This is a genomic window from Streptomyces sp. NBC_01689 (assembly GCF_036250675.1).
In the GTDB taxonomy this organism is placed as follows: Bacteria; Actinomycetota; Actinomycetes; order Streptomycetales; family Streptomycetaceae; genus Streptomyces.
In genome coordinates this window covers 2953770-2976987 of record NZ_CP109592.1, presented here as the reverse complement: position 1 = coordinate 2976987, position 23218 = coordinate 2953770, and the positions used below count along the sequence as shown (strand labels likewise).

The 23218-nt window shown below is 72.1% G+C and carries 18 protein-coding genes; 8 read left to right on the top strand and 10 right to left on the bottom strand.

What is annotated here, in order from left to right; all coding sequences use genetic code 11:
* Positions 1-99 precede the first annotated feature (99 nt).
* A complete protein-coding gene (gene treY, locus OG776_RS12585) occupies positions 100-2559 on the bottom strand; it encodes a malto-oligosyltrehalose synthase (RefSeq protein ID WP_329326414.1) in 2460 nt (819 codons plus the stop codon).
* 341 nt (positions 2560-2900) lie between these two features.
* Positions 2901-5018, bottom strand: a complete 2118-nt coding sequence (gene glgX, locus OG776_RS12580; RefSeq protein ID WP_148013195.1) for a glycogen debranching protein GlgX — start codon at positions 5016-5018, stop codon at positions 2901-2903.
* A 178-nt stretch (positions 5019-5196) separates the two neighbouring features.
* On the opposite strand from glgX, the gene OG776_RS12575 reads away from it, so the two are divergent.
* The 4 genes from OG776_RS12575 to OG776_RS12560 all read left to right on the top strand — a co-directional run bounded on the left by OG776_RS12575 (position 5197) and on the right by OG776_RS12560 (position 9618).
* The gene (locus tag OG776_RS12575; RefSeq protein ID WP_148013194.1) at positions 5197-6024 is read left to right on the top strand and encodes a Tat pathway signal sequence domain protein; all 828 of its coding nucleotides are present in this window, start codon (positions 5197-5199) and stop codon (positions 6022-6024) included.
* Positions 6025-6117: 93 nt separating this feature from the next.
* Positions 6118-7437: a copper amine oxidase gene (locus tag OG776_RS12570; protein ID WP_148013193.1), complete on the top strand. Its 1320-nt coding sequence runs from the start codon at positions 6118-6120 to the stop codon at positions 7435-7437.
* 114 nt (positions 7438-7551) lie between these two features.
* Complete coding sequence (locus OG776_RS12565; RefSeq protein WP_329326412.1) at positions 7552-8790, top strand: SAV2148 family HEPN domain-containing protein; 1239 nt, start codon at positions 7552-7554, stop codon at positions 8788-8790.
* A gap of 105 nt (positions 8791-8895) precedes the next feature.
* Positions 8896-9618 carry a 3'-5' exonuclease gene (locus tag OG776_RS12560; protein WP_148013191.1) on the top strand — a complete coding sequence of 241 codons (723 nt, stop codon included), beginning with the start codon at positions 8896-8898 and terminating at the stop codon, positions 9616-9618.
* 461 nt (positions 9619-10079) lie between these two features.
* Here OG776_RS12560 and OG776_RS12555 read toward each other — a convergent pair whose 3' ends face one another.
* Positions 10080-10943, bottom strand: a complete 864-nt coding sequence (locus OG776_RS12555) for a phosphotransferase enzyme family protein (protein WP_148013190.1) — start codon at positions 10941-10943, stop codon at positions 10080-10082.
* 521 nt (positions 10944-11464) lie between these two features.
* Between OG776_RS12555 and mgt the strand changes: the two genes are divergently transcribed.
* Complete coding sequence (gene mgt, locus OG776_RS12550; protein WP_329320658.1) at positions 11465-12703, top strand: macrolide-inactivating glycosyltransferase; 1239 nt, start codon at positions 11465-11467, stop codon at positions 12701-12703.
* A 45-nt stretch (positions 12704-12748) separates the two neighbouring features.
* Here mgt and OG776_RS12545 read toward each other — a convergent pair whose 3' ends face one another.
* The gene (locus tag OG776_RS12545) at positions 12749-13120 is read right to left on the bottom strand and encodes a VOC family protein (RefSeq protein ID WP_329320656.1); all 372 of its coding nucleotides are present in this window, start codon (positions 13118-13120) and stop codon (positions 12749-12751) included.
* A gap of 375 nt (positions 13121-13495) precedes the next feature.
* Positions 13496-15763, bottom strand: a complete 2268-nt coding sequence (locus OG776_RS12540; protein ID WP_329320654.1) for an MMPL family transporter — start codon at positions 15761-15763, stop codon at positions 13496-13498.
* A gap of 252 nt (positions 15764-16015) precedes the next feature.
* Here OG776_RS12540 and OG776_RS12535 point away from each other — a divergent pair, with 252 nt between their 5' ends.
* Both OG776_RS12535 and OG776_RS12530 read left to right on the top strand, forming a co-directional pair.
* Positions 16016-16564 (top strand): DUF1697 domain-containing protein, encoded by a 549-nt coding sequence (locus OG776_RS12535; RefSeq protein WP_148013186.1) that lies wholly within the window; start codon positions 16016-16018, stop codon positions 16562-16564.
* The gene (locus OG776_RS12530) at positions 16557-16943 is read left to right on the top strand and encodes a nuclear transport factor 2 family protein (protein ID WP_329320652.1); all 387 of its coding nucleotides are present in this window, start codon (positions 16557-16559) and stop codon (positions 16941-16943) included. Before OG776_RS12535 ends, OG776_RS12530 begins: the two co-directional genes overlap by 8 nt.
* Before the next feature lie 100 nt (positions 16944-17043).
* Here the strand turns inward: OG776_RS12530 and OG776_RS12525 are convergent, their stop codons facing one another.
* Positions 17044-17874: an aldo/keto reductase gene (locus OG776_RS12525; protein WP_148013184.1), complete on the bottom strand. Its 831-nt coding sequence runs from the start codon at positions 17872-17874 to the stop codon at positions 17044-17046.
* A 52-nt stretch (positions 17875-17926) separates the two neighbouring features.
* On the opposite strand from OG776_RS12525, the gene OG776_RS12520 reads away from it, so the two are divergent.
* A complete protein-coding gene (locus tag OG776_RS12520) occupies positions 17927-18964 on the top strand; it encodes a ketopantoate reductase family protein (RefSeq protein ID WP_329320650.1) in 1038 nt (345 codons plus the stop codon).
* A 437-nt stretch (positions 18965-19401) separates the two neighbouring features.
* On the opposite strand, the gene OG776_RS12515 is transcribed toward OG776_RS12520, so the two are convergent.
* From OG776_RS12515 to OG776_RS12500, 4 genes are read right to left on the bottom strand one after another with little or no spacing between them, the layout of a single operon-like run.
* Positions 19402-20139 carry a sirohydrochlorin chelatase gene (locus tag OG776_RS12515; protein ID WP_148013182.1) on the bottom strand — a complete coding sequence of 246 codons (738 nt, stop codon included), beginning with the start codon at positions 20137-20139 and terminating at the stop codon, positions 19402-19404.
* 6 nt (positions 20140-20145) lie between these two features.
* Positions 20146-21039: an ABC transporter permease gene (locus OG776_RS12510; protein ID WP_148013181.1), complete on the bottom strand. Its 894-nt coding sequence runs from the start codon at positions 21037-21039 to the stop codon at positions 20146-20148.
* Entirely contained in the window at positions 21026-21814 is a 789-nt protein-coding gene (locus tag OG776_RS12505) for an ABC transporter ATP-binding protein (RefSeq protein WP_148013180.1), read from the bottom strand. The genes OG776_RS12510 and OG776_RS12505 overlap by 14 nt, the downstream gene beginning before the upstream one ends.
* Before the next feature lie 36 nt (positions 21815-21850).
* A complete protein-coding gene (locus OG776_RS12500) occupies positions 21851-22963 on the bottom strand; it encodes an aliphatic sulfonate ABC transporter substrate-binding protein (RefSeq protein ID WP_148013179.1) in 1113 nt (370 codons plus the stop codon).
* Between the last annotated feature and the right edge of the window lie 255 nt (positions 22964-23218).

Here is a 23218-nt window from a genome sequence, read left to right as displayed (position 1 = left end):
CCGGCCCAGGCGTCCCGGGCCCGCACCCGCGTCCGGATCTCCGGACCGTCACCCGGCCACGGTTGTCCGAACTCCCGCCCGCCGCCACCGCGTTACTGGTCAGCCGTGCGTCGCCCGGTCCGCGGGTGTGTCGTCACCGGTGCGTTCCAGCAGTGCGACCGGTGACCGTTCGAAGAGGTCCGCCACGCGCACCCGCCCCGTGAACCGCCGTCCGGGGACGAGCAGATCCGTCCACCGCCCCGCGGGCAGCGCGAGACATGTGTCGCGCCAGCCGCCCCCGTCGGTCAGCCGCGACGACAACCGGGTGACGGCCGAGAGCACCTCCCCGGAGCGTACGAAGGCCACACAGTGCGCGGCCCGCGGCCCCTCGGCGGCCAGCGGAGCGTACGTCGCCGTACTCCCGAAGACGTCGGGGCGCCGCGCGCGCAGCCGGAGCGCGGCGGTGGTGAGCGCGGCCTTCTCCGGGATCCCCGCCGTCTCCGCGCTCGCCGCCGTGCCCGGGGCGGAGGATCGGGGTGGCGACGGCCGCGGGGGCGCGAACGGCTCCCGGTTGTCCGGGTCCACCAGCGCCAGGTACTCGTCCTCGGTGCCCTGGTACACGTCCGGCAACCCCGGCATGGTCAGGTGTACGAGGGCCGCCCCCAGGACGTTCGCGCGCACGTGCGGCGCGAGTTCCGCCCGGAGGGCGGCGACGTGCCGGCCGGGCTCCCCGCAGGGGCCCGCGGTGACGAACGCCGCGACCGCTGCCTCGTACGCGGGGTCCTGCTCGGTCCAGGCGGTGTGCAGGCCGGCCTCCCGGACGTGCTTGAGGAGCGCGCCCCGGACCCGGTCCGGGTCGGCGGGGCCCAGCCCGAACACCGTCTGCCAGGCGGCCCACGCCGTCTGCGGGTCGGGCACGTCCGCCGCGTCCCGCGGTGTCACCTCGGCCAGCAGGCCGTCCCACCGGTCCGGACACTGGGTGAGCACGGACAGCGCCGCGCGTACGTCGGCGCTGCGTTTCGTGTCGTGGGTGGACAGCGCCGTCCCGGTGCCGGGCCAGTCCCGCTGGAGGCGGGCGCAGTAGGCGTGGAAGTCGTCGGGGGAGACGGCCGGGGCTCCCGGGGCACCGCCCACCTCGTTGGCCGACAGCAGGGGTACGTAGCGGTAGAACGCCGTGTCCTCCACGGACTTCGCGCGCAGCGCGGACGAGGTCTGGGCGAACCGGGCCCGGAACTCGGCGTGTTCGGGCCCGTCCCCGTACCGTCCGAGCACGAGATCCCGTACGACGTCCACGGCGTGCGCCTCCTCAGGCACGGTGAAGACGGCCCGGGCCTCGGCGGCGGCCTCCGCGGTGACCACGGTGGAGGCGTCCGTGGAGGGATACGGCCGGTACACCCCGACCCGTACGAGCAGTTCACGCAGCGCGGTGCCCAGGGCCCAGGGCGCGTGGTCGCGCAGTCCCGGTTCGTCCGAGCGGGCGCACAGGCGGGCGGCCACCCGGGTGAGACGGCCGGACTCGGTGGCCAGCTCGTGGGTGAGCACCTGGTACGCCGCCCGGCGCACCGTCGCCTCCCAGGACCCACCCAGGTCGGCCGGCGGAGACGCGAACCGCCGGTACACGCCCAGAAGTTCGGCCGCTCCGGCCGGGTCCGTGAAGAGGCCGTCGACGTGCCGCAGCGCGTCGTAGCCGGTGGTGCCCGCGACCGGCCAGGCGGCGGGCAGCGGTTCGCCGTCCGCGAGGATCTTCTCGACGACCGTCCAGCGTCCGCCACTCGCCTCGTGCAGACGGCGCAGATACGCGTCCGGGTCCGCGAGCCCGTCCGGATGGTCGACGCGCAGCCCCTCGAACACGCCGTCGGCCAGCAGTTCCAGGATCTTGCCGTGGGTCGCGGCGAACACCTCCGGGTCCTCGACCCGCACCCCGACGAGTTCCGAAATGCTGAAGAAACGCCGGTAGTTCAGCTCGGTGCGGGCCAGCCGCCACCAGACCGGGCGGTACCACTGCGCGTCGAGGAGCCGGGGCAGCGGCAGGTCCCGGGTGCCCTCGCGCAAGGGGAACTCGTGGTCGTAGTAGCGCAGGACGTCGCCGTCCACCTTGAAGCGGTCGAGCTCGGTGCCGAGGCGGCCCCCGAGCACCGGCAGCAGCACCCGGCCGCCCTGCGCGTCCCAGTCGATGTCGAACCAGCGCGCGTACGGCGATTCGGGCCCCTCGCGCAGTACCTCCCACAGCGGGCGGTTGTGGCGCGGGGCCATGGCCATGTGGTTCGGCACGATGTCCACGACGAGCCCGAGCCCGTGCTCGCGTGCGGTGCGGGCCAGGGAGCGCAGCCCGCGCTCGCCTCCCAGTTCCTCCCGCACCCGTGTGTGGTCGACGACGTCGTAGCCGTGCGCCGAGCCCGGGACGGCCTCGAGGACCGGGGACAGGTGCAGATGGGAGACCCCGAGCGAGGCCAGGTACGGCACGGCGGCCTCGGCGGCCGCGAAGGGGAACTCGGGTTGCAGCTGGAGCCGGTACGTGGCGGTCGGAGCGGCGGGACCCATGGAGTCCGGGATCTCCCGTTCGGGACGCTCAGGTGTCATGGGAACCTACGTACCCCTCTCGCCCGGTTTCGTGACATCCACGCCCGCATACGGGTCCGTGGGGGGCCGGGCCCGCGGTCGTCCGGTCGCCTGGAGGCCCCGCGCGCCCGCCCCGCGGCCCCGGCGGGACCCGCGCGGGGCGACGGCCGCGCCGGGGCCCCCCGACGGCCGGACGACCGCGGCATCGGGGCCACGGCCGGGAGCCGGCGGTCCGGTCCGGCCCGGCCGACCGGTCCGACCGACCGGCCCGACCGACCGGTCCCGGCCGGACGGCCCAGGGCGTCGCGGCCGGGGTGCGGCGGGGCGCCCCCCAACCCCCCGGCCGGTGCGACGGGACCGGGTCAGAAGTCCTGGGCGGGCCGTTGCAGCACCGTCAGGCTCCGGTCGATCAGTGTCAGCCGGTCCCCGGCCTGGACCTTGGCGCCGGTGCCCGGTACCGGTCCCTCCGGCAGGGCGGTGTCGACCACCACCTGCCACTGCCGACCGTGGTCGACGGGGACCGTGAACTCCAGCGACTTCGGGGAGGCGTTGAACATCAGGAGGAAGGAGTCGTCGGCGATGTGCTCCCCGCGCGGGCCCGGTTCGGAGATCGCGTTGCCGTTGAGGAAGACGGACAGCGCGTGCGTCTGCGTCGCCCCCCAGTCCTGTTCGGTCATCTCGGCGCCGGCGGGGGTGAACCACGCGATGTCGGACAGCTCGTCGTGGGTGCCCTGGACGGGCCGGCCGTGGAAGAAGCGGCGGCGCCGGAACACCGGGTGGTCACGGCGCAGCCACACCATCGCCCGGGTGAAGTCGAGCAGTTCGCCGCCCTCCTGCGGCCACGGCACCCAGGCGAGCTCGCTGTCCTGGCAGTATGCGTTGTTGTTGCCGCCCTGGGTGCGGGCGAACTCGTCGCCGTGGCTGAGCATCGGCACACCCTGGGAGAGCATCAGCGTCGCGATGATGTTGCGCCGCTGGCGGGCCCGCAGGGCGAGGACGCCCTCGTCGTCGGTCTCGCCCTCGGCACCGCAGTTCCACGAGCGGTTGTGGCTCTCGCCGTCGCGGTTGTCCTCTCCGTTGGCCTGGTTGCGCTTTTCGTTGTAGGAGACGAGGTCGTTGAGGGTGAACCCGTCGTGGCAGGTGACGAAGTTGATGGAGGCGAGCGGCCGGCGGCCGTCGTCCTGGTAGAGGTCCGACGAACCGGTCAGTCGGGAGGCGAACTCGGCGAGCGTGCGGGGCTCGCCGCGCCACAGGTCTCGGACGGTGTCGCGGTACTTGCCGTTCCACTCCGTCCACAGCGGCGGGAAGTTGCCCACCTGGTAGCCGCCCTCGCCGACGTCCCAGGGCTCGGCGATCAGCTTCACCTGGGAGACCACCGGGTCCTGCTGGACCAGGTCGAAGAACGACGACAGCCGGTCCACCTCGTGGAACTGCCGTGCCAGGGTGGCCGCGAGGTCGAAGCGGAAGCCGTCGACGTGCATCTCGGTGACCCAGTAGCGCAGCGAGTCCATGATCAGCTGGAGCACGTGCGGGGACCGCATCAGGAGGGAGTTGCCGGTCCCCGTGGTGTCCATGTAGTAGCGGGGGTCGTCCGCGAGGCGGTAGTAGGAGGCGTTGTCGAGACCCCTGAAGGAGAGGGTAGGTCCCAGGTGGTTGCCCTCGGCCGTGTGGTTGTAGACCACGTCCAGGATGACCTCGATCCCGGCCTCGTGCAGCGCGCGGACCGCCGACTTGAACTCCAGGACCTGCTGGCCTCGGTCTCCCCAGGAGGCGTACGTGTTGTGCGGGGCGAAGAAGCCGATGGTGTTGTAGCCCCAGTAGTTGTTGAGGCCCATCTCCACCAGACGGTGGTCGTTCACGAACTGGTGCACCGGCATCAGCTCCAGAGCCGTCACCCCCAGCTCCGTCAGGTGTTCGATGATCGCGGGATGGGCGAGTGCCGCGTAGGTGCCGCGCAGTTCCTCGGGCAGTGCCGGATGCCGCATCGTGAGGCCCTTCACATGGGCCTCGTAGATCACGGTGTGGTGGTATTCGGTACGGGGGCGACGGTCGTCCCCCCAGTCGAAGTACGGGTTGACCACGACCGACGTCATGGTGTGCGGCGCCGAGTCCAGGTCGTTGCGCTTGTCGGGCGACCCGAACGGATAGCCGTACACCTCCTCGCCCCAGTCGATCGAGCCGCTTATCGCACGTGCGTATGGATCGAGCAGCAGCTTGGCGGAGTTGACGCGCTGTCCGCGCTCGGGCGCGTACGGCCCGTGCACCCGGAACCCGTACCGCTGGCCGGGCATGATCCCGGGCAGGTACGCGTGCCGTACGAACGCGTCGCTCTCGCGCAGTTCGACCGCCGTCTCCGAGCCGTCGTCGTGCAGCAGACACAGCTCGATCCGGTCGGCGGCCTCCGAGAAGACCGCGAAATTGGTACCGGCGCCGTCGTACGTGGCACCGAGTGGATATGCCTCACCAGGCCAGACCTGCATGGATACGACTCTCCCAGTAGTGCCGCGCCCCGGGGGGCGACTCCGAAGCGAGTCTCCCCGAAAGTGATGGAACCTCCTATGACTTACGTCCCTCTTACCCGCTGACCAGGCATACGTCGTATGCCGAACCGGTGGTACTCAAAACGCTCCTAGGGAAACAGGGGGAGTAGGGGGAAATGTGCGCAAGATAGTGCACCGCCATCTGGGAAAAGTGGTGGCGGGTGCGGCCATCGCGGTGGCAGGGACGGCCGTGATGGTCGGGATCACCCTGCCGGGCTCGGCGGGCGCCGACGAACCGGGCCGGGGCCCGGCCGGCGCCGGCTCGCAGCAGACCGGACAAGGACAGGCGCAGGGACAGGACCAGGGGCAGGCGGCCGCGCGGCCCGGCGTCGTCGAACAGGCTCCGGCGCAGGGGGACAAGGGCGTCGGCCGTGACCCGCTGACCGACGACGAGACGGCACGGGTCGAACAGCTGGCGGCGAACCGGCAGTTGTTCCGTTCCAGCGAGAACGTCGAGGGCGGCCGGGGCCCGCAGCGCATCAGCGTCGACCTCGCCGAGCCGGAGGAGGACGAACTCGACGACCCGGGGGCACCTCGCCGCGCGGACGTCACGTTCTACGACTACCACGACGACACGCTCGTCACCAGGACCGTCGATCTCGGCACCGGCAAGGTGGAGAGGACGGACACCCAGCACGGCGTCCAGCCGCCGTTGAGCCGTGACGAGATGGACGAGGCGGCCCAGCTGCTCATCGCCGACCCGCTCGGCGCGGGCCTGCGGGCCGACTACAAGGACGCCACCGGCAAGGAACTCACCTCGCCCGACCAGCTCACGCTCAACAGCATGGTCTACCGGGCCACCACGGGTGCCCGGCCCGGCCTCCTCGCGAAGTGCGGGGAGCACCGCTGCGTGAGGCTCTTCCCGAAGGTCAGGAACGGGTCCTGGATCGACAGCCGTGACCTGGTGATCGATCTGAGCGCCCGCAAGGTCGGCACGCTCGGCTGACGTCCGCGGCCGCCTCGCCCGCGTGGCGCCGCCCTCACCTCCGTTCTCTCCAACTCCCTTCTTCCGCATGCTTTCGCGAGGAGTCCCTTCGTCATGCGCGTGAACAGAATCAGCCATGCCCGCAGCCGGACGGCGGTGGGCCTGTCAGTGGCCGCGCTGGCCGCCGGCGCGACGACGGCCGCGGGTCCGGCCGTCGCCCAGCCGAAGTCCGCCCCGGCGGCCGCGGCCAGTTGCAGCACGGCCTACAAGATCGAGCAGAAGCTCTCCACCGGCACCACCTGGCGCATGTGCTGGCACTACGAGAGCGAGGCCGGGCTCGTCCTGGAGAACATCTCGTACCAGCCCAAGGGCGAGGCCCAGCCGATAAAGATCCTCACCAGCGCCAAGCTCGGCCAGATCCACGTCCCCTACGACGACGGCAAGGCCGAGTACGACGACCTCACGGGCGCGGGCTTCGGGCAGGGCCTGATGAAGATGGCGCCGGGCGAGTGCCCCGGCGGCACCATCAAGACCGTGAAGATCCCCAACGCCTGGGATCCGCAGCACCCGAACGTCAACGGTCTGTGCACCACGACCCGTTCGCGCGGTCACGCCTACCGCATGGAGGCCGACTCGGGGAACAAGGTCTACCAGACCCAGGGCAAGGACCTGCTGATCTACACGGTCAACAAGGTCGGCTGGTACGAGTACATCACCGAGTGGCGTTTCCAGGACGACGGCACCGTGAGCATGAACATCGGCGCAACCGGCAGCCTCTCGCCGGGTGACTACGACGCCGGCGACGGCCGCGGCTGGCCCATCGGCAAGGGCGCGAAGGCGTACGCCACCAGCCACAGCCACAACGTCTTCTGGCGGCTCGACTTCGGCCTGGACGGTTCCTCCAAGAACAAGATCGAGCAGTACGACTCGGTGGTCAGCCCGCCCCGCAACGGCAACGAGGGCCCGACCAACAAGACCACCCGCACCAAGATCACGAAGGAACTCGCGGGCGACGCCAAGAACATGCGCTGGTGGCGGGTGGTCAGCGCCACCGGCAAGAACAAGGACGACCACGCCCGCTCCTACGAGATCGTCCCCGGCGCCACCACCAAGTACCTCGGCCGCAGCTTCACCAAGCACGACCTGTACTTCACCGAGTACAAGAAGTGCGAGCAGTTCGCGAGCGACAATCTGCTCAACTGTGGAGCGGGCGCGGGCAAGTCCGTCGACAAGTACGTCAACGGGCAGACCCTCACCCACCCCATCGTCTGGGTCAACGTGGGCTTCCACCACATCGCCCGCGACGAGGACCAGCAGCCCATGCCGGTCCACTGGCAGGGCTTCTCCATCGCTCCGCGCGACGTCACGGCTATGAATCCGCTCACTCCGCCGGAGCTGGCCGACCAGAACGGGCATGTGGAAAACGCTAGTTGAGAAACGACCTGTCCATCGGGCTGCACCGCCCGCCGCTCCCGGAGTACCCTTCCTTGATCGTTGAGTGGGGCTGGCCCCACGGGAGAGCTCGGGGGAGCGGAAGGCGGTGCGCGGGTGGGCTCGGGAGGGCTGGAGTTGCCTCCTGGTGACGAGGGTCACGAGGGGAACTCCACAGATGTCCCACCCGGCGCGGTGTCCCTGGCGCGGCCGATGGAGATGGGATCCATCGGACCGGAACTGGACTGGGGCGCCGACGCCTGGCGCGAGGTGCGTACGCGTGCCCAGCGGGCCGGGCGCGCCTACATCTGGCTGAACCTGGTCGAACAGCGGGTGCGCGCGGTCGTGGCCGCTGTTCTGCGCCCCATCTACGAACCCGTCCACAGCGACGATTGGGTGGTCGCGGCGGCGGGTCCGGCCGGGCAGGAGTGGGTGCAGCGCGCGGTCGCGGTGCGCGAGGTCAGCCGGCGCAAGGGGTATCTGCTCGACCCCGCCGACGACAACGTGCTCAGTTTCCTCACCCTGCCCCAGCTGCGCGAGCTGATGGTGCAGCACTGGCCCTGCTTCGAGCCCTACTTCGACGAGCGCCGGGACGTCGAACTCGCCCTCGACGAACTGGAAGTCACCCGGAACGTGGTCTCGCGCAACCGGGCGCTGTCCGAGGCGGTGCTGGGCCAGGCCGAGCGGGCCGCCGCGAAGCTCCTGGAGATACTCGGCGCCGGCAGTGACACGCCCTCCGCGCGGCGGCTGCCCGTCGACGCCGTCGAGGACCTGGTCGGCGACCGGTACGCGGACGTCGTCGGGGTCCATTCCGACCGGGTCCGGCTACTGCGGCAGTTCCCCGCGGAGGACCTCTTCGGCGGAGCCCGTCGTCTCGACGCCGTCGGCATCGGTCTGAACCTGCTGGTGCAGAACTTCTCCGGACGGCGGCTGGTACGGCTCGCCGAGTCCGGCTGCCGGGTCAGGCTGCTGTTCCTCAACCCGGCCTCCAGCGCGGTCAAGCGCCGCGAGCGCGAACTCGGCCTCAAGCGGGGCGAGCTGAGCCGCGCCGTCGAGATGAACATCCTGCACATGCGCAGGGTGCGGGCCCGGCTGCGGGACCCGGGCGCGTTCGAGATCCAGGTCTACGACGAGACACCGCGCTTCACGGCGTACCTCGTCGACGGCGACGGCTCCGACGGCATCGCGGTCGTGCAGTCGTATCTGCGCCGCGCGCGTGGCATGGAGGCACCGGTGCTGGTGCTGCGCGGCGGCGGCCGTGTGGTCAAACCGGACGAGATCGGCGAGGAAGGGCTCTTCCCGACATATCGCGAGGAGTTCGAGGTGGCCTGGGCCGATTCGCGGCCGGTGTCCTGAAGTGTCGCCGTCCTCCGGAAGCGGAACGCGCTCCTCGGGTTGTCAGTGGGCCGTGCGATCGTGGAGACCACTGGGGGAAAGCACCACGAAGAAGGGGGGCCGCCGATGGGCTGGCACCAGGAGCTGCTGATCGGCTTCGACCTGGAGACGACCGGGACCGATCCGCGCGAGGCGCGCATCGTCACGGGCGCCGTGATCGAGGTCAAGGACGGAGAACCGCTGGGCCGCCGCGAGTGGCTGGCCGATCCGGGCGTGCGGATCCCGGAGGACGCCGTCGCGGTGCACGGCATCTCGAACGAGCGCGCCACCGCGGAGGGCCGCCCCGCCGACCAGGTCGCCGACGCGATCGCGGAGGTCCTGGTCGGGTACTGGAAGACGGGCGTCCCGGTCGTCGCGTACAACGCCGCCTTCGACCTGACGCTGCTCTCCGCCGAACTGCGCAGGCACGGCCTGCCCTCGCTGCGTGAGCGGCTCGGCGGCAGCGACCCCGCCCCGGTCATCGACCCGTACACCATCGACCGCTCCGTCGACCGCTACCGCCGCGGCAAGCGCAACCTCGAAGCGGTCTGCACGGAGTACGGGGTGGAACTGCGCGCGGCCCACGACGCCTCGGCCGACGCCCTCGCCGCGGCCCGGCTCGCCGGAGCGATAGCCGGCCGGCACCCGAAGGTCGCGGGTCTCGGCCCCGCCGCACTGCACCGCCGCCAGATCGAGTGGTACGCCGAGTGGGCGGCGGACTTCCAGAGCTTCCTGCGCCGCAAGGGCGACACGGACGCGGTCGTCGACGGGACCTGGCCCCTGCGCGACCTCGCCGACGAACGGGTCTGACCCCCGAGCGGCCCCGGGAGCCGCGGCGCTCGGGCGCGCGGCGGCCCGTGCGGGCGGCAGGCCGCGGGCAGCGGGCGCGACAGCGGGCCTGCGGCCTGAGTGGCGGCTGGTGAGCGGATGACCTGCGGCGAGCGGTGGCCGGTGAGTGGACGGCCCGCGGTGAGCGGTGGCCGGTGAGCGGACGGCCCGAGCCGACCGGCGGTCCTCGGCCGGTGCGGTGACCGGTGCGGTCGCGACAGCCTGAGACATGAGGCGCGGCGGTCACGACGGCCGGTGACATGGCACGCGGCGGTCAGGACGGGCAGCCCCTCCCGCGAGGCGACAGGCGCGGTCCGGGACTCATGCCGCTCGGCTCCGCCGGTGACCCGCGCGGCCCGCGAGGCCGGAGCGGGCTACCACGCAGCCGCCCACGGTGCCGGACCGGGCGGCGGCGCGACGGCCCGCCGGGGAGAGCCGCGGCGTCAGAACGGATACCAGCGGACCGAATCGTCCCCGTCCCGCAGGGACGCCACCCTGCGTTCGAACTCGGCCAGCGCCTTGGTACTGCCCGGTGCGTGCTGGGCCACCCACGCGCAGCTTGCGGTCTCCCGGGCACCCCGCAGCACGGAACAGCCCTCCCACGCGCGCACGTCCCAGCCGTAGCCCCGGGTGAACGAGTCGTACGCCTCGGCGGGCATCCCGTAGCGGTCCCGGGAGAGCGCCATGACCACGAGGTCGTGCTCGCGCAGATCGGCGGAGAAGGTCTCCAGGTCCATCAGGACCGGGCCGTCGGGACCGACATGGACGTTGCGCGGCAGCGCGTCCCCGTGGATCGGGCCCGGGGGCAGATGCGGGGTGAGCGCGGCGGCGGCGGACGCGAAGCCGTCACGCCGGGCACGCAGGAAGGCCGCGTCCCGCGGGTCGATCGCGTCGCCCGCCAGCCGCAGCCAGCGCTCCACGCCGCCCAGCAGTTCCCGGGGCGGCAGGGCGAAGGGGGGCGAGGGCAGCGCGTGCACCACCCGGAGCAGTTCGGCCAGATCGTGCGGCTCGGCGGGGCGTACGGGCGCGGGCAGGCGGTGCCACACCGTCACCGGATGACCGTCCACCAGCAGCGCCTCGCTCCCGGCGGCCCGCACCGCGGGGACACCGGCCCCGGCGAGCCACTCCGCGATGTCCAGCTCCCGCCGGGCGCGGTCGAGGAGTTCGGCGTCCCGGCCCACCTTGACCACCAGCTCACCGGCGGCGAAGACCGCGTTCTCGCCCAGGGCGAGGAGTTCGGCCTCCCCGGGCGGCCCCGGCAGCACGCCCGCCGCGGCCAGTACGTCCCGCGCCCGCGCCTCGTCCATCCGTCGCCTCCGTCTCCTCGCGCGGTGCCCGCGCGGTCGCCGCGTCCCCGCGTCCCCGCGTCCCCGTGACGCGCCGCGCACGGGGCCCGCGCGCACGGCGTCGCGGTCACGCCCTTCGCGGCCAGTCTCGCATTCGCACAGGTCGGGGCGTGTGCCCGGTGTCTTGCCGCCGCGTTCGTCGACGTCCTGTTCCGGCCGGAGAGCCTGGTCCGGCCGGCGCTCGGGGCTGGATGCCGGCCACGGGGACGCGGGCCCTGGCGGATTCCGCCCCGCGCACCGCCGGGAACAGCTGGGCGACGGGCACCGCTCCCGTCTCCCGCCTGCGTCCGGCGCCCGCCCGGTCGGTGCACGGCCACCCCGAGGGGAAGGTCAAGACCGCGACCCCCGCCTTCCAGGGGTACTCCGGCGGGGCGATCGATCAGGCCGGGCTCCGCGGACGGCCGGTCCGGGACGGCGACCCGGTTCCGGCCCGTTGCCGGCGCTGAGCGACCCGCGGGCGACGGGTGTGGCGACGCCCGGGAATGAGATTGCACGAGACGTCTCGTCTCGTCTACGGTCGGGGCATGACCACCATCCGACGCGCCCACATCGCCATGTTCTCCATCGCCGCGCACGGGCATGTGAACCCGAGCATCGAGGTGATCCGGGAGCTCGTCGCGCGCGGGCACCGGGTCACGTACGCCGTTCCGCCCGCCTTCGCCGAGAAGGTCGCCGAGACGGGGGCGGAGCCCCGGATCTGGCACTCGACGCTGCCGACCGACGACGACCCGGACGCGTGGGGGACCGAGACGATCGACCACCTCGAACCGTTCCTGACGGACGCCCTGCAGGCCGAGCCGCAGCTCGCGGCGGCGTACGAGGGCGACGAGCCGGATCTCGTCCTGTACGACATCACCGCCTACCCGGCCCGGGTCCTGGCCCACCGCTGGGGTGTCCCGATCGTGCAGCTCTCCCCGAGCATGGTCGCCTGGGAGGGGTACGAGGAGGAGGTCGGCCGGGCCGTCTTCGAACCGGTCAAGCGGACACCGCGCGGCCGGGCCTTTTATGAGACCTTCGCCGGCTGGATCGCCGCACACGGCATGGACCTGAGTGTCGAGGACTTCATGGGACGGCCCGACCGGTGTCTGGTCCTCGTGCCCCGGGTCCTGCAGCCGAACGCCGACCGTGTCGACGAGGAGCGGTACACCTTCGTCGGCGGCTGCCAGGGCGACCGCGCCGCGCAGGGGGAGTGGCGGCGGCCCCCGGGCGCCGACAAGGTGCTGCTCGTCTCGCTGGGCTCCAGTTTCACCAAACAGCCCGGGTTCTACCGCGCGTGCGTGGCGGCCTTCGGGGATCTGCCGGGCTGGCACGTCGTGCTGCAGATCGGCAGGTTCGTCGACCCGGCGGAGCTCGGGGAGGTGCCGGACAACATCGAGGTGCACCAGTGGGTACCGCAGTTGGCGATCCTCCGGCAGGCCGACGCCTTCGTCACGCACGCCGGTGCGGGCGGCAGCCAGGAGGGCCTGGCCACCGGCACGCCCATGGTCGCCGTACCGCAGGCCGTCGATCAGTTCGGCAACGCCGACCTGCTCCAGGCGCTCGGCGTCGCCCGCCACGTCCCGATGGCGGAGGCGACACCCGCCGTACTGCGCGAGGCCGTCCTCGCCCTCACCGGCGACCCGGGGGTGGCGCGCCGGCTGCGGGACATCCGCGACCGGATGGAGAAGGAGGGCGGTACCCGGCGGGCGGCCGATCTCATCGAGGCCGAACTGCCCGCCTAGCGATGGGGTGTTGGGGTCGACCGTGCACTCGCGCGGGGACGGCCCTCAGTCGACGAGGGTCGTCTTGGGGCGGACCACACAGAACTCGTTGCCCTCCGGGTCGCACAGCACGGTCCACGACTCACCGCCGCTCTGCCCGACATCCGCCCTGCGCGCGCCGAGAGCGAGGATGCGCTCGATCTCGGCCTCCCGGTCCTCGGCGGCGGAGGTCAGATCGAGATGCAGACGGTTCTTGACGGTCTTGCGGTCCGTCACCGGCATGAAGCAGATGCCCACCGGCGCGGACACGTCCGGTCCGATCACGACCTCCCGCTCCCGCTCGGAAAGGATCCGCCAGTCCAGCACCGAGGCCCAGAACCGGGCCAGGGCGGGCAGATCATGGGCGTCGATGACGAGGTGATGCAGTGAGACAGGCATGTCGGCCAGTGTGCCCGTCGCCCGCACCGGACCGAGGTTCCGCACGGTGTGGACCCCGTATCGCGCGATCGGTTCCGACGGCCCGACGGCCCGACGGCCCTGATGGCCCTGACGACCCGAAGGCCCTGACGGCCCGACGGCCCTGACGAGTCGAGGCCGGTCACGCGACCCCGACTGCCCCATCGGCCTCGATCGCCCCATCGGCCCGGACCTGCGCCCCGGTCCGGACCTGCGCCCCGGTCCGGACCTGCGCCCCGGTCCGAACCTGCGCCCCGGTCCGAACCTGCGCCCCGGTCCGTTCCGGGGCGCCGGTCCGTACGGAAGGCCCGTCGGTCCCACCCCCGTGGGGACCGACGGGCCCTGTCGCGGCCGGGGTCAGACCCCGGCGCGCTCGTCCTGCCTGGCCGGCGGCAGGACGGCCTCCGGCGACTCGTCGTGGGTGAAGTCCGGCAGACGGTTCAGCCACTTCGGCAGGTACCAGTTGCGCTCGCCGAGCAGGGCCATCACGGCCGGCAGCAGGACCCCGCGGATGATCGTCGCGTCGATGAGCACCGCGGCCGCCAGACCCACGCCCATCTGCTTCATGGACTGCATGGACAGCGTGCCGAAGATCGCGAACACGGCGACCATGATGACGGCGGCGCTGGTGACGACACCGGCCGTGGTGACCACCCCGTGCCGGATCGCGTCCTTGGTGTCACGCCCCCGCAGCCGCGCCTCACGGATACGCGAGACGACGAACACGTGGTAGTCCATCGACAGCCCGAAGAGGATCACGAAGAGGAACAGCGGCAGCCAGGTGACGATGGCGCCCACCCCCTCCGCGCCCACCAGCGAGGCACCCCAGCCGTGCTGGAAGACGGCCACGAGGATGCCGTAGGCGGCCGCGACCGACAGGAGGTTGAGCACGATCGAGGTGATCGCGATCGTCAGCGAGCGGAACGAGAGGAGCATCAGCAGGAAGGCGAAGACGACCACGAACGCGAAGACCGGGGTCACCGAACCCACCAGCTGGTCGTTGAAGTCGCGCGACCCGGCGACCTGTCCGGTGATCGGCGCCTGGACCCCGTCCACCTTGCCGAGCGTGGCGGGCCGGACCGTGTCGCGCAGCAAGGCCAGGCTCTTCTCCGCCCTGTCCTGGTCGGAGCCGCCCACGAGCGGCACGTACACGAAGGCGACGTTCTGCGCCGCGTGCACCTTGATGTCGACCGGGCCGCGCGAGGCACCCGAACTGATCGCGGTGGTACGGAAGTCGGCGAGCGCGGACCGCACGTCGGCGGCGTCGATGTCGTGCGCCTTGACGACCACCTCGGCCGGCTCGGAGCCGCCGGGGAACGCGTCGTTGACCCGGTTGTACGTCCCGACGATCGGCAGCGAGTCGCCGAACTCCTTGTCCAGGGTCAGCTGTTGGGTTTTCATGCCGAGGGCGGGGGAGGCGATGGCGAGCAGCACCCCGGCCGCCACGACAAGGGAGAGTCCGGGCCTGACGAGTACGACCCGCAGCACGGCACCCCAGAAACGGCTGCCCTCCTCGCCGGGCCGGCGGTTGCCGCGGCGGCCGCCGCCCCGCTTGTCCGGGTGCAGGAACGGGACGCGGCCCTTCTCCACCCGCTCCCCGAGCAGCGACAGCAGCGCGGGCAGCACGGTGACCGAGCCGACCATGGCGACCGCCACGACCATCAGGGACGCGAGCCCCATCGCCTCGAACTCGGCGAGTCCGGTGAAGAGCATGCCGGCCATCGCCACGCAGACGGTGACACCGGAGACGACGATGGCCCGGCCGCTGGTCGCGGCGGCGATCCGCAGCGCGGTCCGGGCGTCCCGGCCGGCCTCGCGCTCCTCGCGCTCACGGCGCAGGTAGAACAGGCAGTAGTCGACCCCGACGGCCAGACCCACCAGCAGCATCACGGAGTTGGCGGTGTCGCTCATCGGCTGGAGATGGCTGACGATGCCCATCAGGCCCATCGTCGCCATGATCGCGGTGACCGCGAGGGCCACCGGGAGCAGGGCCGCCACCAGCGCGCCGAAGGCGATCAGCAGGATGCCGAGGGCCACCGGCACGGCGGAGAGCTCGGCCTTCTGGAAGTCGTCCCCGAACGCGTCGTCGAAGGTCTTCTGCATGCTGGCGCCGCCGATCTCCTCGATCCGCAGCCCCGTGTGCTCCTTCTGCACCCCCTTGACGGCGTCCAGCACCGGTGCGACGCGGTCGCCCGCGGTGTCCGAGTCCCCCCGCATGTCGAACTGCACGAGGGCGCTGCGGCCGTCCTTGGAGATGGTCTTGGTGTCGTACGGCGAGGTGACGTCGGTGACCTCGCCGGTCGCGCCGACGGCCCGGACGACGGCGGTGACGGCACTGCGGAACTCGGCGTCCGTGGAGGTGACGTTCCCGTCCTTCGCCTGGATCAGGACGCTCTCGCTCGACGGCTCCTTGATCCCCGAGTCCTCGATGATCTTCGCGGCCGTGTGCGTCTCGCCCTTGAGCTGATCGCTCTCGTCGACGTCCACGCGGCCGGCCGCCGAGCCGAGCCCCATCGCCAGCACGACGAACAGCACCCAGATCCCGACGGCGGCCCATCGGTGCCGGGCGCTCCAGCCGCCTGCCCGGGCGGCGATGCCCCGCACCCGTATGTCTCCGTTCCTCATGACGGGCCAGCCCCTTTGTGCGCGGTGACAGCCCCCTGCCGTCACCTTTCGTTATGAAGGTATGGCCCGTACAAGACCGTCTCCTCGTACTGCCCGGTGAACCGTCCGGCCCCCGGCTCCTCCCCGCGGACCTCGCCGTCTCCGCACTGAGGAGGATAGAAGGCCCTTACATACAGGGAGGGTTCTCGGGGATCCGGCTCAGGGTGCGGGTGTTGGTGCGGATGAGCGGGGATGCCGTCCTAAGGTGAACGGATGACGACGACGTACGCGGCACTGCTCCGCGGGATCAACGTGGGCGGCAACAAGAAGGTGCCGATGGCGGAACTCCGTACGCTGCTGCAGCGGCTCGGCCACGGCGGTGTGGGCACCTACCTGCAGAGCGGCAACGCCGTCTTCTCCTCCGACCGGGGTGACGAGGAGTCCCTCGCCGCCGAGTTGGCCGACGCCGTCGAGAAGCACTTCGGGTTCACCGTGGACGTGCTGGTCCGCGACCACGCCTACCTGAGGGCCGTACGGGAGGCGTGCCCGTTCCCGGCCGCCGAGCTGCAGGCCAAGCAGCTGCACGTCACCTACTTCTCCGCGCACGTCGACGCCGGGCGTTTCGCGTCGGTCGACCCGGCGGCCTTCCGGCCGGAGGAGTTCCGGCTCGGTGACCGCGTCCTGTACCTGTTCGCACCCGACGGCCTGGGCCGCTCCAAGCTGGCTGAGGCACTGGCCAGGCCCAGGCTCCTCAAGGGCGTCATCGCCACCACCCGCAACTGGAACACCGTCGTCAAACTGGAGGAGCTGACAGGTGACTGATCACAATCCCGCCGTGGAGGCGGCCATCGAGGGCGAGCTGAGTCTGCTCGACGCCGAGGTCCGCCGTTCGTCCGAGCTGCTCGGAGCCCTGCTGCACCCCGGCTTTCGCGAGTTCGGCTCCTCCGGCCGGGTCTGGGACCGCGCCTCGATCCTCGCGCATCTGACCACGACGACGGCTCCGGGTTCACGGCCCATCACCGCCGCCCGTATGAAGGGTGTCCAACTGGCGCCGGACCTGGTCCACATCACCTTCGACACGGAGGCGGACGACGGGCGCCTGGTGCACCGGAGTTCGCTGTGGTGGCGGACGCCCGAGGGCTGGCGGCTCTACTTCCACCAGGGCACACCGTTCAGCGCGGAGCCGCCGGACGCGGAGTGAGCGTGAGCGCCGCGTCGCCGAGGCGCTCGGGTCCCGCCCGCAACGGAGTCGGACCGCTGCCCCGGCACGGCCGCGGCTTCGCCCTGTCCCACGGGCGAGGTCAGCCCAGAGCCCGCAGGTCCTCGTCGGTCAGCCGTACCGCGGCCGCGTCCAGGTTCTCCTCCAGGTGGGCGAGCGACCCCGTGCCCGGTGTCGGACAGAGCACCGGGGAACGGTGCAGCAGCCAGGCGAGCGCGATCTGGCCCGGCGTCGCCCCGTGGCCGGCGGCGATCTCCGCGTGGACCCGTCCGGTGGTGAGGGAGCCGTTGCCGAGGGGGAACCACGGCAGGAACGCGATCCCGCGCGCCTCGCACAGCTCCAGCAGCGGGTCCGAGGCACGGTCGAGCAGGTTGTAGCGGTTCTGGACCGCCGCGATGTCGGTCGACTCCAGAGCGGTCCACAGCTGTTCGGGCGTCACGGTGTCGAGGCCGAGATGCCGGATCTTCCCCTCGGCCCGCAACTCGTCCAGTGCGCCGAGCTGTTCGGCCATCGGCACCCGCGGGTCCAGCCGGTGCAACTGGTACAGGCCGATCGTGTCGAGCCGCAGCCGTCGCAGACTGGCCTCGCACATCGCCCGCAGCGTCTCCGGCCGCCCGGACACGTGCCACGCGCCGGGGCCGGTACGGACGACTCCGCCCTTGGTGGCGATCAGCAGATCCTCCGGGTAGGGACGGAGAGCCTCGGCGACCAGCTCCTCCGCCACCGACGGACCGTAGTTGTCGGCGGTGTCGACCAGCGTGACCCCGCGCTCCACCGCCCGCCGCAGGACGGCCACCGCGTCCCGGGCGTCGCCGCGCGGGCCCCAGTAGCCAGGACCCGTCAACTGGGCGGTGCCGTAACCCAGCCTGCGGACCGGCAGCTCCCCGCCGAGCATGAATCGTCGCGAAACCATCCGGCCGAGACTACCCGCACCGGTGCGCGAGGACTGTGCGAGGCTCCTCCCCATGCGATACGTCATCATCGGGGCCGGAGCCGTGGGCGGAGCCGTCGGCGGCCGGCTCGCCGAAGCGGGGCACGACGTCGTCCTGGTCGCCCGGGGCGCGCACCACGAGGCGCTGCGCACCGGCGGACTGCGCCTCACGACCCCGGAGGGCGTCCGGACGCACCGGCTGCCCGTGGTCGACGGTCCCGCGGCACTCGGCGCGCTGCGGGCCGACGACGTCCTGATCGTCGCCGTCAAGACGCAGGACAGCGAGGCGGCCCTGGCCGCCTGGGGCCCGGCCCCCGTGGCGGGCGGCGGAACGGCCGCCGAGCGACTGCCGCTGGTCTGCGCGCAGAACGGCGTGGAGGGCCAGCGCCTGGCGCTGCGCCGGTTCCGGCGGGTGTACGGGGTCTGCGTCTGGCTGCCCGCCACCTTCGTCGAGCCCGGCGCCGTCTCGGCTGCCGGCGCGCCCCTCACCGGTATCCTCCACCTCGGCCGGTATCCGCACGGCACGGACGAGACGGTCCGCCGGATCGCCGCCGACCTGGAGGAGTCCCGTTTCGGGGCACCGGTCGTGCCGGACGTGACGCGCTGGCAGTACGCCAAACTGCTCGGCAACCTCGCCAACGCGGTCGAGGCGGTCAGCGGCCCGGTCGGCGGCCAGGAGAGCCTGGAGCTCGTCGGACGGGTGCGCGCGGAGGGCGAGGCGGTGCTCGCCGCCGCCGGGATCGCGTACGCGGGCGAGGAGGAGCAGCGGCGGGCCCGCGGCGACCGGATCCGCCTCCAGCCCCTCGACGGCTCCCCGCGGCGCGGCGGCTCCTCCTGGCAGTCCCTCGACCGCGCCACCGGCACCATCGAGGCCGACCAGCTCAACGGCGAGATCGCCCTCCTGGGCCGGCTGCACGGCGTACCCACCCCGCTCAACGACCTGCTCCAGCGGCTCGCGAACACCTTCGCGCGCGAACGCAGGGCGCCGGGTTCGATGCCGGTCGCCGAGCTGGTGCGGCTGGCGGGGGAGGCGGTCGCGGCGCCGGACGAGGCGAGGCCACCGCGTCCCTGACGCGACCGGTACGGATCACGCGCACGGGCCGCGGCACCCGGATCCACGGCGCGGCGTGCGCGAACTCGCCAGGCTCATACGGGAGTCGGGAGTCGGGCCGTCGCACCGATGGCGGGCGCCGGCGTCGTGGACGACGGGCGCGGCCCCGTGGGCCTTCCGTCGCGCGGAGAGCCGGGCGACGCGGCGGCCGCGGAGCGGGGCCGTTCGTCCGGACCACCTGCCGGGGTGACGGCAGGTGGTCCGCGCCGGTGTCGTCCGGCCCGGACGGCGGCCGCCAAGGGATGTCCCGCGATCCACGGTGGATCGGCGCGCGGCGTCGGATGCGGTGCGTCGCACGGCGGAGGGCCGTCCTCGTGCCGGGCGTAATCGGGCGGTCCGACAACGCGGCGAGGTGCCGTAGCCGTCGTCGTGCGCCTGCCGGAGATCACGGACAGCGCCTAGGCGCCGATCGCCGCCAGGGCCGGCGACCGGGCCTGGTCGTAGCGCTCCAGCAGCACCCGCGCCACCTCCGGCGCCGGGCCCAGCACGTCCGCGAGTACGTCCGCCTCGGCCGCGCCCCGGGCGATCCGGTCCGGCAGGAACCCGGGGGCCAGGACATAGGGCGCGACGGCCACCCGTGCGCAGCCGAGCGCCCGCAGTTCACGCACCGCGTCCTGCGTGCGGGGGAGGGCGGCGGAGGCGAACGCGGGCCGCACGGCGCGCCAGCCGGTGCGCCGCCACTCCCGCGCGATGTCCGCGATCACCGCGATCGCCTCCGGGTCGCTGGACCCCGCGGAGGCCAGCACGACGCCGGTCGAGGCCTTGTCCGCGGGGGTCAGCCCCGCCTCGTACAGACGCCGTTCGAGGGCGTCCGTCAGCAGCGGTGACGGGCCGAGCACCGCCGCCTGCCGGACACGCAGCCGGGGCGGGGCCTGCCGCAGCACCGCCGGGATGTCCGCCTTCGCGTGGAAGGCGCGGGTGAGCAGCAACGGCAGGGCCACCACGTCCCGTACACCCTCCGCGTCCAGGGACTCCAGCACCCCGTTCACCGACGGCACGTTGAAGTCCAGGAAGCCGGTCTCCACGCGCAGGCCGGGGCGCCGCGCCCGGACCCGCCGGACGAGGGCGTGGACCGTCGCGGCATGGCGCGGGTCGCGGCTGCCGTGGGCGATGACGAGGAGGACCGGGCGGTGCATGAGGCCTCAGCTCTTCACGAGGAGTCCGCGACCGCGCAGCACCCGCCGTTCCAGGGGGCTGAAGAGGAGCAGGTCGATCGCGATACCGACGAACAGGATGAGGAAGATGGCGAGGAACACCATCGACATGGAGCTGGCGTTGCGGCCGTTCTCCAGCAACTGGCCGAGTCCGACGCCCAGATCGGGCGAGGAGGCGATGATCTCGGCGGCCATCAGCGAACGCCAGGAGAACGCCCAGCCCTGCTTCAGACCCGCCAGATAGCCCGGCAGCGCCGCGGGCATGACGATGTGCCAGGTGCCGCGCAGCCCGGTGGCTCCCAGGGTCCGCCCCGCCCGCAGGAAGAGCGGGGAGACCTGGTCGACGCCCGAGACCAGCCCGTTGGCGATCGAGGGGACGGCGCCGAGCAGGATCACGGCGTACATCATCGAGTTGTCCAGGCCGAGCCAGATCACGGCCGGCGGCACCCACGCCACCGAGGGCAGGGACTGCAGACCGGACAGGACCGGGCCGATCGCGGCGCGGACGAACCTCACCCGTGCCACCAGCAGACCCAGCGGTGTGCCGATCACCAGGGCCAGCAGGAAGCCGAGCAGTCCCCGGGAGACACTGGTCCAGACGTAGCCGAGCAGGGTTCCCTGCAGCCACGCGTTCTTCGCCTCGTCCCAGACGGCCGAGGGCGAGGGCAGCTTGCTGGGGTCGGTGACGACGTCGAAGGAGATCAGCGACTGCCAGACCACCAGCACCAGCGCGACGGCCACGAGGGGCGGCAGGACCTTCGCGACGAAGACCTGCCCAAGGGAGGGCCGGCCGGTGTGGACCGCGGTCTCCAGGGCGTCCAGGCCCGCCAGGTCGTTGTCCTCCCGGACGGCCGCTTCGTCCTTGGTCTCAGTGCTGGCCATGGCGGCGGATCTCCCCACGCAGTTGTTCGGTGATCTCGACGGACAGTTCCGCCACGTCGGCGTCCTCGATGCGCCGCGGCTGCGGGATGTCCACGGTCCACTCGTGCGCGACCCGTCCGGGGCGCGAGGAGAGGAGGACCACGCGCTGCGCCAGCCGTACCGCCTCGCGCACGTTGTGCGTGACGAAGAGGACCGACACCCGCGTCTCCCGCCAGATGCGGGTCAGTTCGTCGTGCAGGACGTCCCGCGTGATGGCGTCGAGCGCCGCGAACGGCTCGTCCATCAGCAGCAGTTGACTGTCCTGGGCGAGCGCGCGGGCCATCGCGACGCGCTGGCGCATCCCGCCGGAGAGTTCGTGCACCCGCTTGCCGTACGCGCCCTTCAGCCGCACGAGTTCGAGCAGTTCCTCCGCCCGGTCGCGGCGGTCGGACTTCGCGACGCCCCGCAGCCGCAGGGCGAGTTCGATGTTCTTACCGGCGGTCAGCCACGGGAAGAGGGCGTGCTCCTGGAACATCAGGGCCGGGCGCCCGTCGGTCGTGATGCTGCCCCCGGACGGGGCGTCGAGCCCCGCCACCAGATTGAGCAGCGTCGACTTCCCGCAGCCCGAGGCCCCCAGGAGGGTGACGAACTCGCCCGGTGCGACATCGAGGGTGATGTCGTCGAGGACGAGCTGCGGTCCCGCGGGTCCGGCGAAGGACTTCGAGACGTGCTCGATCCTGGCGGCGTGCTCGACTGCTGCGGCGCTGTCGGCGGTCTTCGCGAAGGTCGTGGCCATGGTCGTCACCTCCTGGGAACTCATCGGGGTCCGGGACTACTTGGCGCCGAGACCGGCGTCATCGACGGGGGTCCCACCCTCGGCCGCGAGGACCTTGTTCAGCAGGGTGAGGTCGTAGATGCCCGTCAGGGTGGGCTTCTCCAGCAGACCGGCCTTCACCGCGTGCTCCGCCTCGGTGTTGAGGGTGGACGCCAACGGGTCGTCGGTGACCTGGATGGACTTCCAGGCCGGGTCGAGGACATCGGCCGGCAGGGCCTTGCCGGAATCGGCCTCCAGCTGCTTGTTCGCCGCGGCCTTCGCCTCGTCCGGGTTGGCGTTGATCCACTTGTTGGTCTCGACCGAGGCCTTCAGCACGGCCTCGACGGCCTTCGGGTGCTCCTTGAGGAACTTCTGCGACACGATGATGTTCGTGATCACGAACTTCTTGTCGGGCCACAGGTCCCGCTCGTCGAGCAGCACCTTGCCGCCCTCGGCGACCAGCTTGGACGCGGTCGGCTCCGGCACCCAAGCGCCGTCGATCGAGCCGGACTTGTAGGCGTCCGGAGTGATCTTGTTGTCGGTGCGGACGACCGAGACGGCGCCCTTGCCGCTCTGCGGGTCGACCTTCCAGCCCTGCTCCGCGGCCCAGTTGAGGAACGCGACGTCCTGGGTGTTGCCGAGCTGCGGGGTCGCGATCTTCTTGCCCTTGACGTCCTTCAGGGACTTGATCTTCTTGGGGTTCACCACCAGCTTCACGCCGCCGGACGCCGAACCGCCGATGATGCGGAGGTTCTTCCCCGCCGACTTGGTGTAGCCGTTGATGGCGGGCGAGGGGCCGATCCAGCCGATGTCGATCGAGCCCGAGTTCAGGGCCTCGATCTCGGAGGGACCGGCGTTGAAGATCTGGTACTTGGCCCGGGTGGCGCCGAGCTCCTTCTGGAAGTAGCCCTTCTGGTTGGCCACGAGCGCGGTCGCGTGCGTGAGGTTGCCGAAGTAGCCGATCTTCACGGAGTCCAGGCCGTCTGTCTTCTTGGACCCGGCGGCGACCTTCGCCTTCGAACTGTCGTCCTTCGACTCGGAGCCGTAACTGCACGCGGCGAGGGCGAGCAGCGGGAGTGCGACGGCGGCGGCGGTGCCACGGCGTACGAGGGCGGAGCGGATGGCAGGCACGGGAGGCTTTCCTCTCGTTGGCCCGGCGGTCACGGTTTCAGTACGTGGCCGGGGGGTCGGCGGGTCTTCGTCGGGTCCGCAGCGGGGGCACCGCACGGCCGGAGCGAAGCCGGGGACGTGGGGGAGCGTGGGGGGACGGGGCGCGCAGGCAGTGCGCGTACGTCACGCCGCACATCGCGCCACTCCGCCCTGCCCGCTGCCGAGGGCGCCGCTGCCGACGCGGCCGCCCTCCTTGGCGAACGTGGAGTAGAAGTC